Here is a 16,872-nt window from a genome sequence, read left to right as displayed (position 1 = left end):
TTTATAATTTATCTATTAATTTCAAAGTATAATCCATCTGAGTATCCTTATTTTGCATAAAATCCTCAAAAGTCTGAGGAACTTCAAAATCTGGAATTACGCCTCTTCCAAAAATCTGATTTGGCTTTTTAGAAACATCCTGTTCTAAGTTTACTATAGAAAACTGGGTTTTTATTTTTGAATTTGGAAGTTCATATTCAACCGGAGTATGTCCGTTATGCCCAAAATAGCCTCCCATCGTTTCTTCGCCAATAATAATGGCGTTTGTTTTTCCTTTTACTAATGAAGCAAAAAGGGAACCCGCAGAAGCAATCCGCGGACTTATAAGCAAATAAACCTGCCCCTTAAAGGCATTTTTATCTGGCTGTAATATTGTATTGAATTTTGGGCTTTGAAAATATTTTCCGTCTTTTAAATATGGAAATTCTTCTTTTAATTCACTTTCAAAATCTAATCTTTCTTCTTTTTGTTTTTTAGATTCTGTTTCCTCGTAAACATAATAATTGGGAAAAGGAATATTTTGAAAAGTTACATAAGCCGATGCATTTTCCTGATAGGAGTTTTGTGAAAGATAAGAAAAAGTCAAAATATCGTTCGGGTCAGTCCCGCCGCCATTATCTCGTACGTCAACAATTAAATTTTTTACAGCTGTATTTTTAGAAAGTATATCAAAACAGCTGTCGAGATATTTTTTATACGCCAAATGTTCTTTGTCTTCTGCATTACGGCCAATTACAAAAGTATGTATAGAAAGCAATGCCGTATTTGAGTTTAGAATTTTAAAAGAATATTTGTCTTTTTGAGCCCTGCTAAATTGTAGACTGTCAATAGGCAAGGAGTAACGTTTTTTGAAGTTTTCTTTTCTTGTTTCATTATTTACTCCATCAATAATTGCACTTAATAATTGAGATTCGTGAGGAAGAGAATATTCAACAAGAAAGCTTTTTTGCAATCCATATTCTAAAACAAAATATTTAGCAAAAGAAGAAGTTATTCCAATAGATTTACCAGTAATATTATAGCCGTCTGTGGTATAATATTTATAAAAATCGTGAATAATCTTGTCAATTTTATTTCCGTTAATGCTGTGTATTTCAGAACCTAAAGGAATTGCTGCGTTTTTAAAATTGACAATAATTTTATTATTAAAAAGTTTTATGGGATACAGGAAAAATCCATTTCCGGAAAAGTAATTTTTCTCAAAATCATCAGGCAGAGAAGTATCATTGTGTGTGCTTCCTTCAAAATCAGTGATTTTTAAAATTATCTTATAAAAATCAAGTAAGGATTTTGGCTGTTTTATTTCATTAAATGCCCATAAATAAATACTGTCAATCTGTTTTTTTGTCCGGTATTTATAAAGACCAGAATTGGCTTGTTCTCTTATTTCTTTAAAAACAGTAAGATCTTGTTTTAATTCATTTATTGTCAGTTTCTTATTTTGTGAAACCATCAAAAATGGAAGAAAAAGAAAAAACATTATTTTAGATTTGAACATCATAAAGCAGTTAAATTCAAATCTAAAATAATGAAAATTGTCTTACACCAAACCTTTTATTTTAGCATGCTGTAATAATAAAATAGTTTTGGCATCTGTAATTTCGCCAGATTCAATCATGGTATAAGCTTCATCAAAAGTATATTCCAGCACTTCGATGTTTTCCTGTTCAGCATCCAGTCCGCCGCCTTCGCTAACTTTCATGTTTTCTTCGTATTCACCCACAAAAAGATACAAAATCTCGGTTACAGAACCTGGAGACATATAAGTTTCAATTACTTTCTGAACTTTTTTTAAGCGATAACCAGTTTCTTCTTCAGTCTCGCGAATAATCGCCTGCTCCGCATTATCCTTATCCAAAAGTCCTGCACAAACTTCTATCATCATTCCGGTTTTATTTCCGTTAAGGAAAGTCGGCAGACGAAATTGTCTTGTTAGAATAACGGTTTTTTTAATACTGTTGTAAAGTAAGATTCCAGCGCCGTTACCACGATCGTAAACTTCACGAATATGTGATTCAACTGGTTGATTCTCTTTTTTATAATCAAAAGTAACCTTGTTTAAAACATACCAATTATCGGATAGTAATTTGGTATCTGTAATTTTAATTTCCGGATTTTTTCTCATGGCAAATATTTTATATAAAAAAAAACGCTCTGATTATCAGAGCGTTTAGTGGAATTATTTTGTTATTGTTTGTTTTCTGTCTGGTCCAACCGATACAATTTTGATTGGCACTCCAACTTCAGCTTCAATAAATTCAATATATTCTTTTAGCTCAATTGGTAATTGATCGTAAGTTGTCAATCCTGTTAAGTCTGCTTTCCATCCTTTAAACTCTTTGTAAACCGGAGTTACATTTTCTGGTTCGATGTTGTAAGGAAAGTGAGAAATATTTTGTCCTTTGTAGTTGTATTCTGTACACACTTTTAAAGTTTCGAATCCAGAAAGAACGTCGCCTTTCATCATCATTAATTGTGTTACTCCGTTTACCTGAACAGCATATTTTAAAGCTACTAAGTCTAACCATCCGCAACGTCTTTGTCTTCCTGTAACAGAACCAAACTCGTTACCAACTCTTGCCATTGTAGCACCAACTTCGTCAAAAAGTTCAGTTGGGAAAGGTCCGCTGCCCACACGAGTAACATACGCTTTAAAAATTCCGTAAACTTCTTTGATTTTATTAGGAGCAATTCCTAAACCAGTACAAGCACCAGCAGCAGTAGTGTTTGATGAAGTTACAAAAGGATAAGTTCCGAAATCAACATCTAATAAAGATCCTTGAGCACCTTCGCATAAAATAGATTTACCCGCTTTTTGAGCTTGGTACATATATTCTTCACTGTCAATAAAATCTAATTTTTTTAATTCTTCGATAGCTTCAAAAAATTCTTTTTCAAGCTCGTCTAAGTTATATTGAATTGCTACATCGTAAAAAGCAATCATAGCTTCGTGCTTGTCTGCTAATGCTCTGTATCTTTCTTTAAAATCTTCTAGTTCAATATCTCCAACACGTAAACCATTTCTACCCGTTTTGTCCATATAAGTTGGGCCAATACCTTTAAGAGTAGAACCAATTTTTGCTTTTCCTTTTGAAGCTTCAGAAGCAGCATCAAGCAAACGGTGTGTTGGTAAAATTAAATGCGCTTTTCTGGAAATGATTAATTTAGCTTTAATATCAATATTGAATTTCTCTAAACCTTCGATTTCTTTTTGAAAAACTACCGGATCTATTACAACACCATTTCCGATGATGTTTATTGATTTTTTATGAAAAATTCCAGAAGGAATCGTTCTAAGTACATGTTTAATTCCGTCAAATTCTAATGTATGTCCTGCATTTGGTCCTCCTTGAAAACGTGCAATAATATCATAATTTGAGGTAAGTACGTCAACAATTTTTCCTTTACCTTCATCTCCCCATTGTAATCCTAGTAATAAATCTACGGTCATTCTTTTTTAATTTGCGTTGGGACAATCTAAGTTGTCCTACTGATTATGTAGTTAATTTTCTTTTTTTTCTAAATAAAGCCTTTCCTGGACTATTGTTTTTGTTTTTTGTTTCCGTAGAAATAAAGAGAATGATTTGTAATCTCAATATCAAATATTTCTTCGATAGTTTTTTTGATGGTTTGAATCCTTGGATCGCAAAACTCAATAACTTCGCCAGAATCAGTCATGATAATATGATCGTGCTGTTTGTCGAAATACGATTTTTCGTAGTAAGCCTGATTTTGCCCAAATTGGTGTTTTCTAACCAATGCGCAGTCCAACAATAACTCAATCGTGTTGTATAAAGTTGCTCTACTCACACGGTAGTTTTTGTTTTTCATTTTGATATAAAGATTTTCAATATCAAAATGCTCTTCGCTATCGTAAATTTCCTGAAGTATAGCATAACGCTCAGGAGTTTTGCGATGCCCTTTTTGCTCAAGATACATTGTAAAAACATTTTTTACAATTTCTTGATTTTTAGTGTTGTCAGTTGAAATGAGTGTCATATCCTGCAAAGATAATTTTTTATTTTAATGAATAAAAGTTTAAGGATCAAAGTTTAACTTTCAATTCTGTATTAAGTAAGTTCTAATGCACTTATTTTAGGCTTTTAAGGGCCATTGTTTTTCTTGTTTCGGTAAGCATCTTAACATATTTGTGTATTTTTATGAAAAAACCAACAAATTCATTATTTCACTTTTGTCATAAACATATACCAGTTCCATTCCCAGTTTTTTCCTTGGTCTGCACTCATGGCCTGACTCCAGACCGGATTATTTTCGTCTCTTGCATCCCATCGAAAAACCTGAATTACCTCTTTGTTTTCGTAAACGTCTTTAGAGAAAAAATGGCCTACTTTATTTTCAAACGAACCAATTACAGGTTTGTCTAAAACACCAGTATTAGAATCCGACCAATAAATGCTCCATAATTTTGTTAAAGGATTAAACAAGCGAACTGTCATTCCCTCAAAAGGTTCGCCGTCAAAAGTGGCGAGAAAATTATCGATGTTGCCAATTCCGTTTAGAATCGTGTACATTTCCTGAGTCGATGGAAATTCAATCCATTCTGTACAATTAGAAAGTCTTGTTTTTAGTTTTTTATTGATAATGTTCGATTTGCCTTTAAAAAAATCAAAATCATTTTTAGAAGAAGAATCAGAAGCCGTGATGATAAGTTCTCCTTTTTCGTCAAAAAATACTTCCGGTATTTTTAAATGGTCATTTCTCATTTGATTGTTTTATAAAGACTTAAGTTCTGTATTCTCGCGTTACCTTATCAACACCATCAATTTTTTTGATTGCGCTGATCATTTTCTTCAGAATCGTATTATTCTTCACAATAACAGCAATTTGACCGTGAAAAATTCCAGCGTCGGTACTCAAAGAAATACTTTGAATATTAACACTCATATTGTTAGAAATTACTCTTGTCAATTGGTTCGTAAGACCTAAAACGTCCATTCCAGTAATGTTGATAATGGCTTTAAATTCTTCCTGAGACGAATCTATCCATTTGGCGCTCATGATTCTATACGCATAATTAGACTGCATTCCGATTGCGTTCGGACAATCTTTTTTGTGCACTTTTATACCTTCATTTATAGTAACAAATCCAAAAACATCGTCTCCTGGAATTGGATTACAACATTGAGAAAGTTTATAATCCAATTTATCATGCTCAGTTCCAAAAACCAGCATATCATAATTACTGCTGATGACTGGTTTATGAATATCCTCGTCGGCAGTAGTATCTTTATTTCGTTTAATTTTATTTTTAAAGAAATTGATAAAAGAATTGCTTTTTTGAGCAGCATAATCTTTTAACTGCTGATTTTCAATTGCGCCAATTCCAACTCTAAAAAATAAATCTAAACTCGTTTTAAGTTTAAAAAAGTTAACCAACTCATTGATAACTTGTTCATTTATAGTGATTTTTAAATGCTTAAGTTTTCTGGTAAGTAATTCTTTTCCTTCTTCTGCAATTTTTTTGGTGTTCTCGTTAAGAACGTTTTTAATCTTATTTTTTGCTCTCGAAGTCGTTACATATTCTAACCAGTTTACTGTTGGTTTTTGGTTTGCAGACGTAATAACTTCGACCTGATCCCCACTTTTAAGTTCGTGATTCAGCGGCACCAAACGTCCGTTTACACGAGTTCCTCTGGTTTTAATTCCAATTTCGGAGTGAATGCTAAAAGCAAAATCCAAAGAAGTTGCCCCTTTTGGCAGCGATTTAATTTCACCTTTTGGTGTAAAGACAAAGATTTCTTTAGAATATAAATTCATTTTAAAATCCTCTACAAAATCAACCGCGTTGGTTTCCTGATTTTCTAATGCTTCACGAAGTAAATTCAGCCAAACATCTAAACCGCTTTCTTCTGTAGCGCCATTTTTATATTTGTAATGTGCTGCGTAACCTTTTTCGGCGATTTCATCCATACGTTCGCTTCGAACCTGAACTTCAACCCAGCGTCCTTTTGGACCCATAACGGTAATATGCAACGCTTCATAACCCGTAGATTTTGGTGACGAAATCCAGTCGCGCAAACGACTCGGGCTAGGTCTGTAATGATCGGTTACGATAGAATATATTTTCCAGGCCACAAATTTTTCATCATGCGGATCTGATTTATAAACAATTCTAAGCGCAAATTTGTCGTAAACTTCATCGAAGCTTACATTTTGCGCACGCATTTTTCGACGAATCGAATAAATAGATTTCGGACGTCCTTTTATGATATAATCGATATTTTCGTTGTCTAAAGATTTCTTTAAAACATCCGAAATATCTTTGATATAAGCATCTTGTTCTTCTTTTGTCTCTCTAATTTTGCTTACAATATCATTGTAAACAGCCGGTTCCGTATATTTTAAACCTAAATCTTCTAGTTTAGTTTTAATATTATAAAGTCCCAAACGGTGGGCGAGAGGAGCATAAATGTATAAAGTTTCAGATGCGATTTTGGTCTGTTTGTATTCCGCCATCGAATCCATAGTCTGCATATTGTGCAAACGATCTGCAAGTTTGATCAGAATAACGCGTACGTCATCGTTCAAAGTCAGAATCATTTTTCTAAAATTCTCTGCCTGCATTGAGGCATTCAAATCTTTTTGTACTAATGAAATTTTAGTCAGACCTTCAACCAATTGCGCTACTTTTGGATTAAATAAACGCTCAATTTCTTCTACCGTAACAGGAGTATCTTCTACAACATCGTGCAATAAAGCTGCAGCAATAGAAGTCGCTCCCAATCCAATTTCAGAAGCAACAATTTTTGCAACTGCAATAGGATGAAATATATACGCTTCGCCAGATTTACGTCTTTGTTCTTTGTGTGCATCCACTGCAACGTCAAAAGCCTTACGAATTAGTTTTTTGTCGGCCGGAGTTAAAGTTTGGTAACTAATTCGGAGTAATTCCTTGTATTCCTGCGCAATAGCTTTGTTTTCTTTTTCTATATCTATTTCTATCATAACGGCATAGTTCAAGTACTAAAAATAAGAATAAGTTAGAACATACGCAAGGGTTTAGATTGTTGATTTTAGTCCCGAAGCCTCGGGATAGATTTTAGATTTTTGATGGTGAAAACGCATCAATATTTAGATTTGTTAGATGCCAAATGAAGCTTCGTTCAACCCAATATGCTTTGCAACTTTGTGACTTTGAGCCTTTGCAGCTTTAAATCTAAAACCCTCTCTGTCTTTTCGCTTCAAAAATTAAAATTGCAGCGGCAACAGAAACATTCATACTGTCAATTTCTCCCTGCATTGGGATAATGATATTTTGCGTTGCAGCGTCGCGCCAATCCTGCGTTAGTCCTGTAGCTTCTGTGCCAACAACCAAAGCAGTTGGTGTTGTGAAGTTTTGTGTGTGGTATGAAGTTGAATTTTGTAAAGTAGCGCAGTAAAAATCGATTTTATTTTCTTTTAAAAAAGCAATAATTTCTGCTGTTGTTCCGGTTGCTATCTGGTTGGTAAACAAACAGCCAACGCTGGAGCGAACGATATTTGGGTTGTATAAATCGCTTTTTGGATTTGCAATTAATACAGCATCGAGATTTGCAGCATCGGCAGTACGTAAAAGTGCACCAATATTTCCGGGTTTTTCTGGAGCTTCTGCTACTAAAATCAACGGATTTTTAGATAATTTTAAATCCGATAATTGCAGTGATTTTGTTTTGGCTACAGCCAAAATTCCTTCGGTAGTATCGCGATATGCTAATTTCTGATAAACTTCTTTATTGATTTCTATTAATGGAACTGGCGAATTAACTAATTTGTTAATCTGACTTTCAGTTACCAATTCAGGTAAAAATAAAACGGTTTCTATTTCGTAACCGCCTTTTATGGCTAATGAAATTTCTCTTAAACCTTCAATTAAAAATGTACCGGTTTGTTTGCGGGCTTTTGCCTTTTCCTGCAATAAAACAAGTGATTTTATAAACGGATTTTGTATTGAAGTGATTTGTTTCATTTTTTAAGGTACAGAGTTGCAAAGGGGCAAAGGTACAGAGTTTTTTGCTTTCTGCAAGATTTTTAAAACCTTGTAGGTTTATAGAAAAAGTTTGCCACGAATTACACGAATTTACACGAATTCATTTTATATAATAATTCGTGTAAATTCGTGTAATTCGTGGCAAAAAAAAAAAATTATTCCTCAGTAGAATTTTTATCTTCCAAAAGTGCCGTTTCTTCTTCAGGACGGGTTACAACCTGATCTTTTTTTCCGAAAAGGAATTTCTTAATTGCTGCAAATCCTGCTAAAAGGGAGATTACAATCACTTTTCCGAATTTTGCTAAAATGGCAAAAAATCCAACTTTGGCTAATACTTTTCCGGCTACCAATCCGCCAATTGTCCAGGCAGCAACAGTATCTGTATCGGCATCAAAATCTAAATATTTATGACCATCGGCAAATTCAACACTTTTGATGATTCCGGGAATAGTTGCTTTTACTTCTGCAAGCTGGTTTACTCCCGCAACAGCCGAAATATTGTACATTCCTTTTCTTCCTAAAACTCTTAAATCGTAGTTTAAAGTATGTTCTTCGTCTTTACCAAATTGCAGTTCTTTTGCCCAATGCAGCACTTTTGTGTCTTTATCATAAAACGGTTTTGAAGCCCAGCCAATTAGTTGTACTTCAGAATAACCGCCTTTTTTTCTTTCTGTATTTTCTGCAGCGACATCTTCTTTCATTGTTTTAAGCAAATCGTCGTAATCGATATCATCAGCGTCGTCATCTTTTACGTAACCATCACCTTGATAGCTAATTACAAATAGCCAGCTGTTGTTGTGCGTAACGCCTTTTCCGTCTGGAACAAGCGAACCTAAAATCGATTTATCTTCTGGATTTCCCCATAAATTGGTTAAGATATTTTGCGTCTGTGCACCGTCTAAAAATTTAAATCCTTTAGGAACATTCAGCGTTCCTTCGCCTTCGGAAAGTTTTATTTTTCCAGATTCATATTTAAAAGATTTTTCAATTTTCTCATAATATGCCGTAAGTGTGTCTTTTTGCGCGGCTATTTTTGATGTAAAAATAACGCTGAGCAAAATAAGTAATAAGGTTTTTTTCATTTTGGGTTGGTTGGTTTTAGTTGATTATATTTTTGGTTTTAAAATTATTTTTGAAGTCCGGGAATTTCTTCTGCCACCGGATGTGAAGCTGTAAAAGTGTAGCCCATAATTTTAGCAAAAGTCTGCGCAAATTGTTTTTGATACAATTGAGATTCATTTTTCATTTCGCCTTTAGCCACAATTTCAGGACCAATAGCCGCAAACCAAATTTGCGATGCTCCCACAACATCGGCGCCGTGATCTGTCCATTGTGTTTTTGTTTTGTCGCCTCGTCCGTGATCTACAGTAATAAATAGAGTAGTTTTGTTTTTGTATTGAGGATCATTTTGTACAAAATTCCAGATTTCCTTGATCCAGTTATCCACTTGATTTTGAGCATCAAGGTACGATCTGTAATGTCCTGCATGTGCCCATTCGTCTGTCTCTCCGTAAGAGATATAAAGTACTTTTGGCTTTTTGGTTTTTAGTTCATTTAAAGCTTCGTAATGCGTAAAAACGTCCAGACATTCATCTTCATGAAAAGGCTTAAACGAGTTATCACGCATTTCGTTTAATAATTTTTCAACCGCTGTCGGCCTATTTCCACCTACTTTGTCAAAGGCAGAAATAACAGGAAAACCACTTCTTTCTTCGTTTAAAATGCGATCAAAAGCATCCCACGCGCCAAACGCTGCAGTTTTACCTTTTAGTTTAGGCTGTTGGTTTAGAAATTCCAAAACATTGACATTCGGATTAGCTTTGTAAGCATTAGAATTGACTTGTAAATCTACATTTCCGGTCATAATTTCGCTGTAACCCGGATAGCTAAACCAATACGGATTAGAAACATCGACTTTATTTCCGTACTCGCGATTGCCATAAATCTGGCCTTTTGCCACAATTTCAGACCATAAAAAAGGCATTATTTTTTTACGGCTTTCTTCACTTTTTGCACTATAATATTTCTTGTAAATATAAGTACTGTCACCTTGATTGAATTTTTTATCATTGGCAATTGCCGTATCAACACCTTTAAAAACTTCCTGCCAGCGCAAGCCGTCTGTAGTTATGATAATTATGTTTTCGGTTTTTTGTGCCTGAGATTTCCAGCATAATAAAATGAACAGAATTAGGATTGCTTTTTTCATTTTTTATAGTTTGAAATTAAATTGATTAATTTTAATTTTCAAAACTACTTAATTTAATTAATCAATTTTTACGGGATAACGTATCGTAACTATAAATTAATAGGACATAAAAGAAAGCTTTTATTCTGTGTCATTAAAAGAATTTACTTTGAAGAGAAGTTGGAGTTTAAATGAAATAGAAGTTAAAGTGTTATTTTACAATTCTACAAAATTCCTCTTGCTTTAATTTCCAAATATTTATTAATAGCGTCCAAAGTCAAATTCTCGGGTTGTGTAAGCACCGAATGAATTCCATATTTTTTAAGCTCGTTGGCAATTAATCGTTTTTCGAACATAAATTTTTCGGCAATAACTTTATCGTAAACTTCCTGAATGGTATCTGTTTTTTTGTTGATGATGGCGTTTAATTCGGTATTATTAAAGAAAACAACCACTAATAAATGACTTTTTGCAATTCCTTTTAAATAAGGTAATTGGCGGTTTAAACCGTCCATGGTTTCAAAATTGGTGTACAAAATAATCAAACTTCTCTGGTTGATGTTTTTCTTGATATCAACATACAAACGACTGTAATCACTTTCGAAAAAATCAGTTTTGATGTTGTATAAAGTTTCTAATATTTTTTGCATCTGCGAAGCTCTTTTCTCTGCAAAAACTCTGTTTTCTACCTTTTTAGAAAAACCAAAAATTCCGGCTTTATCTTGTTTTTTAAGAATTACATTCGATAAAACCAATGTAGAATTAATCGCATAATCTAACAAACTCAATCCGTCGAAAGGCATTTGCATCACGCGTCCTTTATCAATCGCCATATAAACCGACTGCGATTTTTCGTCCTGAAACTGATTGACCATCAATGCATTTTTCTTTGCCGTGGCTTTCCAGTTTAAAGTTCGAAGATCATCGCCCTGCACATATTCTTTAATTTGTTCAAATTCCATTGTGTGGCCAATTCGGCGAATTCTCTTGATTCCGTATTGATATAAATTATTCGAAAAGGCCAATAAATCATATTTTCTTAATTGAATATAAGACGGATATGTCGGCACCATTTGGTCTTTATCAAAAGTAAATCTCCTTGAAATTAATCGTAAAGGTGAAGAAACATAAACATTTAAAGCGCCAAAATAATATTCGCCGCGTTCTGTCGGACGTAAGTCATATCCGAATTCTTTTTGCTCAGAAGCTTTAATATTTTTTATCATTTTGAAATCTCGCACTTGAAATTGATACGGAATTTCATCAATAATTTTAACCAAAATAGGAAATGTGTAATGGTTTTTAATGTCAATATTTATCGGATTTAAATCTCCGTTTGAAAGTTTTTCGGGAGCAATTCTAGAAGCTTCGATTCCGGTTTTGGCAAGATATAAAAGTAGAAAATCCAAAACCAGAAATGTACTCAAAACCAAAACAATAAACCAGACGCCGTTGTACAAATTCGGATAAATAAAAGCACAAACAAACAATCCTATAATGCCCAAAAGCAAGTAGAAAAAGAAGTTATTTAGGTATAGACTTTTAAGTAGTTTCAAGGGTTTTGCTTTTTTGTTGTTTTAGGTTTCAAGTTTCAGGTTTCAGGTTTTTCAATCTTTCGTTTCCTGCAAGGTTTCCAAAACCTTGTAGGTATTATTCTTCCAGCTTGTTTTTTTATTTTTTGCGATGAATCTTAGATACCTACAAGGTTTTGGAAACCTTGCAGGAAACACATAATTCATAACTCATAACTTATCTCGGTATTTCAACCGTTTCGATAATCTGTTTTATGATTTCAGAACTTGTAATTCCTTCCATTTCGCGTTCTGGCGCTACGATAACGCGGTGTTGTAAAACAGGAATAGCAGCTTCTTTAATATCTTCCGGAGTTACGAAATCACGACCTCTAATTGCAGCAAAACCTTTGGCAGCATTTAGGATCGCGATCGAGGCGCGGGGAGAAGCTCCTAAATACAACAAAGCATTTTCTCTCGTATTGACTACAATTCTCGCAATGTATTCTAATAGGTTTTGTTCTACTCTAATTTGTTTAATTAAAGCCTGATAACCTTTTATTTCTTCTGAAGAAAGTACAGTTTTAACGGCTTCAAGTTTACCATGATCCTGCAACAAATGCTCTCTTTGAATGATCAGGATTTCTTCGTTTAATTTTGGATAATCAATTGTAATTTTGAATAGAAAACGGTCTAACTGTGCTTCTGGCAAACGATATGTTCCTTCCTGCTCAATCGGGTTTTGGGTTGCAATTACCAAAAATGGAGTTTCTAATACATAAGCCGAACCGTCAATTGTAATCTGGCGTTCTTCCATAACTTCAAAAAGAGCGGCCTGTGTTTTGGCGGGAGCACGGTTTATTTCATCAATCAAAATTAGATTCGAGAAAATAGGTCCTTTTTTAAATTCAAATTCTGAATTTTTTAGGTTGAAAATTGAAGTTCCTAAAATATCCGACGGCATTAAATCGGGTGTAAACTGAATTCGGCTAAAACCAATATTCAGTGTTTTAGATAATAATTTTGCTGTAATCGTTTTGGCAACTCCGGGAACACCTTCAAGCAAAACGTGGCCATTTGATAAAATCGCAACCAAAAGCTGATCGATCATTTTATGCTGTCCCACAATCACTGTTTCCAATTCTTGTTTGATGATATTGATGTGGTCTAAAAGCGGCGTTAAGTTTATTCTCGTTTCAAAATTCACATTTTCATTTGTGATTTCGGTTTCTGGTGTATTAATATCGTCCATGATGGGTATGTTTTCTTTTAATTTCTATATAAAATATTAGTGTAAAATCTTTTCGATTGCATTGTTAATCCGAATTAAATCTTCTTCAAGACTTCCGTGATAACTGTTTCGATGTTCATTGATTAAAAATACAAGTTCCTGAATATCGGTTTCACTTTTTCCGGTTTTATAATGCAGTTTCTTTATAAATTCATCGTCCAATTTAGAAGTATCAATTAGAAATTCGTTTCTGATTTTTTCTAAAAAGTAAATGATTTTTTTATCAATTATATTCTTGTGATCGCCTTCCTGATAATACAAATTGCCGATTGTTTTTGTAAAATCAACGGTTAAATTAGACAAAGGCTTTAAAATTGGAACTATTCGTTGTTTTCTTTTTGCATTAAAAAACATAAAAATAAGCATTCCAAATAAAAAGATATACCACGCTGATCTTAGCGCCGGCTGACTGAAAATATAACGCAGACGTGACTGTGAAATCTTCTCATTCTGCGGATTTTTGGTGTACCAGTAAATATTTCCTTTAGGCAGATAAGACAATACATTTTCTGCATATTGATGTTGGTTTGCTTTTAGCAGAAAATAATTGGTAAAAACCGCAGGCTGTGTATGCAGGTATAAATTTCCATTTTTATAAGGAACTTTTATAAAGTTGACGAATTTTTTTCCTTTTTTACCGTTGTTTTGGTATCCAAGAACTGTGGTGTTTAGCGTGTCTATTTTAGAAAAATAATCTTCTACTCCAGAAGCATAAACGTACTTTTTAGTGCTCAGTTTTTTATTTGCGATCCAAAGTGCGGTGCTGTCGTTGGGCACAAAATCTGATTTCACTTTGATTTTTAAACTATCTAGTAACGTTGGCGGAAGTTCTCTCATGCTCAGGAAAGCATTATTTCCGTGCGATACAAAATACAGGATTTCCGTCATAGACTGATCGTCTATAGAATTGGCTTCTGAAATGTTTAAAAAAGTACCTTTTATCTTGTAATCTTGCACCAAAGTATCTTCGTCATATTTTGAATCTAAAAACTCATACGGCGTAACGGCTGCAATTTTTTCTATTTTCTGATTTTTGAAAAGGCCTTTAGATTCCTGATCCAGAACATGTAAACCAAACGGAATTTTATCATTTACAGAATAAGTCGGCCTCCAGTCGATTGGCTTTTGAGCGTTTCGATCTGTAATTAAAATCAATGCGAGAACAAAGATTAAAACAGCAATGTATATTTTGATAGACTTATTCATTGCCAAATATTTTTAGAGCATTTTTAAATCTATTTTCTGCTTTAGCAAAAGTAGTTTCGTCGATTTCAAATTCGCCGTACCAAATGTAGTTGTACAAATACGATAAATAGGTAAACTCTTCTTTGTGTTCCGGTTTTTGAAGTTCGTATAAATAATCAGAATTTGTTTTTTCGATATCCCATTCGATATAGCGGTTTTGCGCCATAACTTTTAACAGCCAAAGATAATAATAGCGTATTGCCGCTCTTTTTTCTCCAGCCTGAATGCTTTCTTTAATCAATTTATCAAAATCTAAAAGATGAATATTCTTTTCAATATCAGAATAATAAATAGTTCTCTTGTTGGCATTTTTTCCAAAAATCCATTGACCTTCTTTGTTAATCAGCGCTTTTACAATAAAATAAATTACAAGAATTATAACGATAACAGCAACAACCCTTATTAGAATTGATGCAAAATTTAAAGAAGCTTCGGTTGTGCCAAGACTAAATAAATCTCTAAGAAGACTCGCCAGCCATTCTTTAAAAAGATCCCACCAGTTTTTTTCGGGAGTTTTAAACTCGTATGTAAAATCTGGGCCGGTATATTTTTTCTTAAAATTGGTTTTAAAATGTTTTGCTTCAACTGCTTCAGAATCAATTTGAATATCTTTTTCGGTATATTTTACAGTGGCAATTTTTGGCGGTTCTTCCTTAACAATAGTATCCTGAGCATTAGAAAAACCAATGCTGCAGAGAAAAAAGAAAAGGATAAAAAACTTATTCATTAGAGTCGCCAATTAAATCAATTTCAGTATTTAAACTTCTATTTTTTGCCTCTAAACTATAATAAATCATCCCTTGGTTGATTATCAGGATGTTATTAAAAACACTGCTTAATACCATAATAAAAAGAACGATAGCCGTAATAAAAATAATAATCAGCGGAGAAGGTTCAAAAGGTTCTACATTATTAAATCCAGAAGCTCCTATTTGTGATGCAATAAAAATAGAAATTCCCACAAAATAAAAGAAGAAAGTAATAGATACTTGTATAAGCTGCAAGATCATCATCATGATAAAAGTCGCTCCGATTGTGTTCCAGAAATCTTCTTTTACTAAATGATAAGCATGGTTTAAGGATTCAAAAAATCGTTTGTCATCTGTGATATATGCGTAAAAACTAAAATTCAGAAAACTAAAAAATGCAGGTATTGAAATCATTATAAGCGGAATACCAACGATAATAAAACACAGAAAAATTAATACAATCAGCGTGATTAGTAAAAGCGGCATTATTATAAAAACACACCCGATTGTGAATTTAATCAGTTTCCAGATGCTTTGTCTAAAGCTTGTCATGATCTCATTTATGGTAAAATCATTGCTATTTTTTTCGCCAATTAATTTTAAATATAAAACCGGATAAGCATAATTAAATAAAGATAAAACGATAATTGCGACTGCAAAAACAGCTATCATGCTTATCAAAACGGCTTCGTTATTATTAAAATAAGATAACAGCGCATTAAACGGATCGTTATTTACGTTAGCATCGCGAACGGAATCAAAATTTACTTTGAGGAACAAATAAATAAAAGCGCCAAAAAAGAGTAGAAATCCTCCGTTTACAACAAAGAAAATCTTGAAAAAATGTTTTCCGTAAGTTTTAAAAAAAGTAAAAGAATTTCCCAGATTATCGCTTAATTCTCGTTTTTTATGAAGTTCGAACATTATAATGAAGTTGTTTTTTTATGGACAATAAAGGGATAAACCAAATAGTAAAAAGAAATTAACGCCAGCGTAAACAAAATAATAAAACTGCTGAGCCAATTGGGCATATCAACCGAATATCGGGTGATAAAACCTTCTAAAAATCCTGCAGCAATAGTAAAAGGAAAGGTGCTTAAAAAGATTTTAAAACTGTTTTTAAAACCTATTTTAAAAGAATTCATTCTCGAAAAAGTTTTAGGAAAAAGTATCGAAGCGCCCAAAATAAATCCAGCCATAGCTTCTATCACAATTCCAAAAACTTCCATAGAACCGTGAATCCAGATACCGCGCACACTCTTCCAGAAAACATTATGTTCAAAATAAAAATACTGAAATGAACCTAACATAACAGAGTTTTCCAACAAGATATAAAAAGTTCCAATACCTCCAAAAATGCCAAAAAAGTAAGATGTAGCGCCCACTTTGAGGTTATTTTCGGTAATGCCGATAAAACTTCCCCAGTTGGCACCAGAAGCATAAACTGCCACTGGATTTCCTTTTTTGATGTTTTCCAGCGTCATGTTTACATAATCATCACCCAAAATCAATCGAACAAAATCGGGATCGTTTTTTGCAGAAATTACGCCAATTGCAACAGCAGCAAAAAATAAAACAAAAGCATAGATCAAATATCTTTTGTACTCGTAAACCAGAAGCGGTACTTCTGTTAGAAAAAAATCTAAAACTCTGTTTTTTTCCGTTCGTTTTGTTTTGTAAATCTTCTGATAAATCTGAGAAGCAAGGTGATTTAAGTACACCACCGTTTTACTTTTTGGGTAATAAGTTTGCGCGTAAGCCAAGTCATTCATCATTTGAATGTACAAATTAGCCAACTCGTCAGGATTTTTTTTAGCTTTACCAAAAATAGCTTGCTCAAATTCAAGCCATTTTTCTTTATTTTGCTTTATAAAGGCGATCTCTCTCATTATAGGCTAAAA

Annotated in this window: 15 protein-coding genes; all 15 read right to left on the bottom strand. The window is 33.3% G+C overall.

Going from position 1 to position 16,872, the window contains the following annotated elements; all coding sequences use genetic code 11:
* Window position 1: 1 nt before the first annotated feature.
* The 15 genes from EV144_RS06230 to EV144_RS06160 all read right to left on the bottom strand — a co-directional run bounded on the left by EV144_RS06230 (window position 2) and on the right by EV144_RS06160 (window position 16,860).
* Window positions 2–1,480, bottom strand: coding sequence for a S41 family peptidase (locus EV144_RS06230; RefSeq protein WP_243854626.1), 1,479 nt, complete (start codon window positions 1,478–1,480; stop codon window positions 2–4).
* A gap of 60 nt (window positions 1,481–1,540) precedes the next feature.
* On the bottom strand, window positions 1,541–2,125 hold the full coding sequence (locus tag EV144_RS06225; RefSeq protein WP_134147140.1) for an NUDIX domain-containing protein: 585 nt from the start codon (window positions 2,123–2,125) through the stop codon (window positions 1,541–1,543).
* 54 nt (window positions 2,126–2,179) lie between these two features.
* Window positions 2,180–3,451, bottom strand: coding sequence for an adenylosuccinate synthase (locus EV144_RS06220; RefSeq protein WP_134147138.1), 1,272 nt, complete (start codon window positions 3,449–3,451; stop codon window positions 2,180–2,182).
* Between the two features lie 89 nt (window positions 3,452–3,540).
* Window positions 3,541–3,999 carry a Fur family transcriptional regulator gene (locus tag EV144_RS06215; RefSeq protein ID WP_026981862.1) on the bottom strand — a complete coding sequence of 153 codons (459 nt, stop codon included), beginning with the start codon at window positions 3,997–3,999 and terminating at the stop codon, window positions 3,541–3,543.
* 182 nt (window positions 4,000–4,181) lie between these two features.
* A complete protein-coding gene (locus EV144_RS06210) occupies window positions 4,182–4,724 on the bottom strand; it encodes a hypothetical protein (RefSeq protein ID WP_134147136.1) in 543 nt (180 codons plus the stop codon).
* A 19-nt stretch (window positions 4,725–4,743) separates the two neighbouring features.
* Window positions 4,744–6,966, bottom strand: coding sequence for a RelA/SpoT family protein (locus EV144_RS06205; protein WP_134147134.1), 2,223 nt, complete (start codon window positions 6,964–6,966; stop codon window positions 4,744–4,746).
* Window positions 6,967–7,177: 211 nt separating this feature from the next.
* On the bottom strand, window positions 7,178–7,966 hold the full coding sequence (locus EV144_RS06200) for a TrmH family RNA methyltransferase (protein WP_134147132.1): 789 nt from the start codon (window positions 7,964–7,966) through the stop codon (window positions 7,178–7,180).
* Between the two features lie 176 nt (window positions 7,967–8,142).
* Window positions 8,143–9,069, bottom strand: coding sequence for a DUF2167 domain-containing protein (locus tag EV144_RS06195; RefSeq protein ID WP_134147130.1), 927 nt, complete (start codon window positions 9,067–9,069; stop codon window positions 8,143–8,145).
* Window positions 9,070–9,113: 44 nt separating this feature from the next.
* Window positions 9,114–10,196, bottom strand: a complete 1,083-nt coding sequence (locus tag EV144_RS06190; protein ID WP_134147128.1) for a phosphoglyceromutase — start codon at window positions 10,194–10,196, stop codon at window positions 9,114–9,116.
* Window positions 10,197–10,399: 203 nt separating this feature from the next.
* Entirely contained in the window at window positions 10,400–11,731 is a 1,332-nt protein-coding gene (locus tag EV144_RS06185) for a DUF58 domain-containing protein (protein ID WP_134147127.1), read from the bottom strand.
* Window positions 11,732–11,924: 193 nt separating this feature from the next.
* Complete coding sequence (locus tag EV144_RS06180) at window positions 11,925–12,938, bottom strand: AAA family ATPase (protein ID WP_134147126.1); 1,014 nt, start codon at window positions 12,936–12,938, stop codon at window positions 11,925–11,927.
* 36 nt (window positions 12,939–12,974) lie between these two features.
* Entirely contained in the window at window positions 12,975–14,183 is a 1,209-nt protein-coding gene (locus EV144_RS06175; RefSeq protein ID WP_134147125.1) for a DUF4350 domain-containing protein, read from the bottom strand.
* On the bottom strand, window positions 14,176–14,949 hold the full coding sequence (locus tag EV144_RS06170) for a DUF4129 domain-containing protein (RefSeq protein WP_134147123.1): 774 nt from the start codon (window positions 14,947–14,949) through the stop codon (window positions 14,176–14,178). The genes EV144_RS06175 and EV144_RS06170 overlap by 8 nt, the downstream gene beginning before the upstream one ends.
* Entirely contained in the window at window positions 14,942–15,895 is a 954-nt protein-coding gene (locus tag EV144_RS06165) for a hypothetical protein (RefSeq protein WP_134147122.1), read from the bottom strand. The genes EV144_RS06170 and EV144_RS06165 overlap by 8 nt, the downstream gene beginning before the upstream one ends.
* A complete protein-coding gene (locus EV144_RS06160; protein ID WP_134147121.1) occupies window positions 15,895–16,860 on the bottom strand; it encodes a stage II sporulation protein M in 966 nt (321 codons plus the stop codon). The genes EV144_RS06165 and EV144_RS06160 overlap by 1 nt, the downstream gene beginning before the upstream one ends.
* Window positions 16,861–16,872 lie beyond the last annotated feature (12 nt).

The sequence above is a fragment of the Flavobacterium sp. 270 genome (assembly GCF_004368785.1).
GTDB lineage: Bacteria > Bacteroidota > Bacteroidia > Flavobacteriales > Flavobacteriaceae > Flavobacterium.
This window is presented reverse-complemented; position numbering and strand designations above follow the sequence as displayed.

Bases quoted from the DNA above. Each gene is read 5' to 3' on its own strand.
- EV144_RS06230 (WP_243854626.1), bottom strand. From the start codon at position 1,480: ATGTTTTTTCTTTTTCTTCCATTTTTGATGGTTTCACAAAATAAGAAA.
- EV144_RS06190 (WP_134147128.1), bottom strand. From the start codon at position 10,196: ATGAAAAAAGCAATCCTAATTCTGTTCATTTTATTATGCTGGAAATCT.
- EV144_RS06160 (WP_134147121.1), bottom strand. From the start codon at position 16,860: ATGAGAGAGATCGCCTTTATAAAGCAAAATAAAGAAAAATGGCTTGAA.
- EV144_RS06195 (WP_134147130.1), bottom strand. From the start codon at position 9,069: ATGAAAAAAACCTTATTACTTATTTTGCTCAGCGTTATTTTTACATCA.
- EV144_RS06175 (WP_134147125.1), bottom strand. From the start codon at position 14,183: ATGAATAAGTCTATCAAAATATACATTGCTGTTTTAATCTTTGTTCTC.
- EV144_RS06225 (WP_134147140.1), bottom strand. From the start codon at position 2,125: ATGAGAAAAAATCCGGAAATTAAAATTACAGATACCAAATTACTATCC.
- EV144_RS06180 (WP_134147126.1), bottom strand. From the start codon at position 12,938: ATGGACGATATTAATACACCAGAAACCGAAATCACAAATGAAAATGTG.
- EV144_RS06215 (WP_026981862.1), bottom strand. From the start codon at position 3,999: ATGACACTCATTTCAACTGACAACACTAAAAATCAAGAAATTGTAAAA.
- EV144_RS06205 (WP_134147134.1), bottom strand. From the start codon at position 6,966: ATGATAGAAATAGATATAGAAAAAGAAAACAAAGCTATTGCGCAGGAA.
- EV144_RS06165 (WP_134147122.1), bottom strand. From the start codon at position 15,895: ATGTTCGAACTTCATAAAAAACGAGAATTAAGCGATAATCTGGGAAAT.
- EV144_RS06170 (WP_134147123.1), bottom strand. From the start codon at position 14,949: ATGAATAAGTTTTTTATCCTTTTCTTTTTTCTCTGCAGCATTGGTTTT.
- EV144_RS06210 (WP_134147136.1), bottom strand. From the start codon at position 4,724: ATGAGAAATGACCATTTAAAAATACCGGAAGTATTTTTTGACGAAAAA.
- EV144_RS06200 (WP_134147132.1), bottom strand. From the start codon at position 7,966: ATGAAACAAATCACTTCAATACAAAATCCGTTTATAAAATCACTTGTT.
- EV144_RS06220 (WP_134147138.1), bottom strand. From the start codon at position 3,451: ATGACCGTAGATTTATTACTAGGATTACAATGGGGAGATGAAGGTAAA.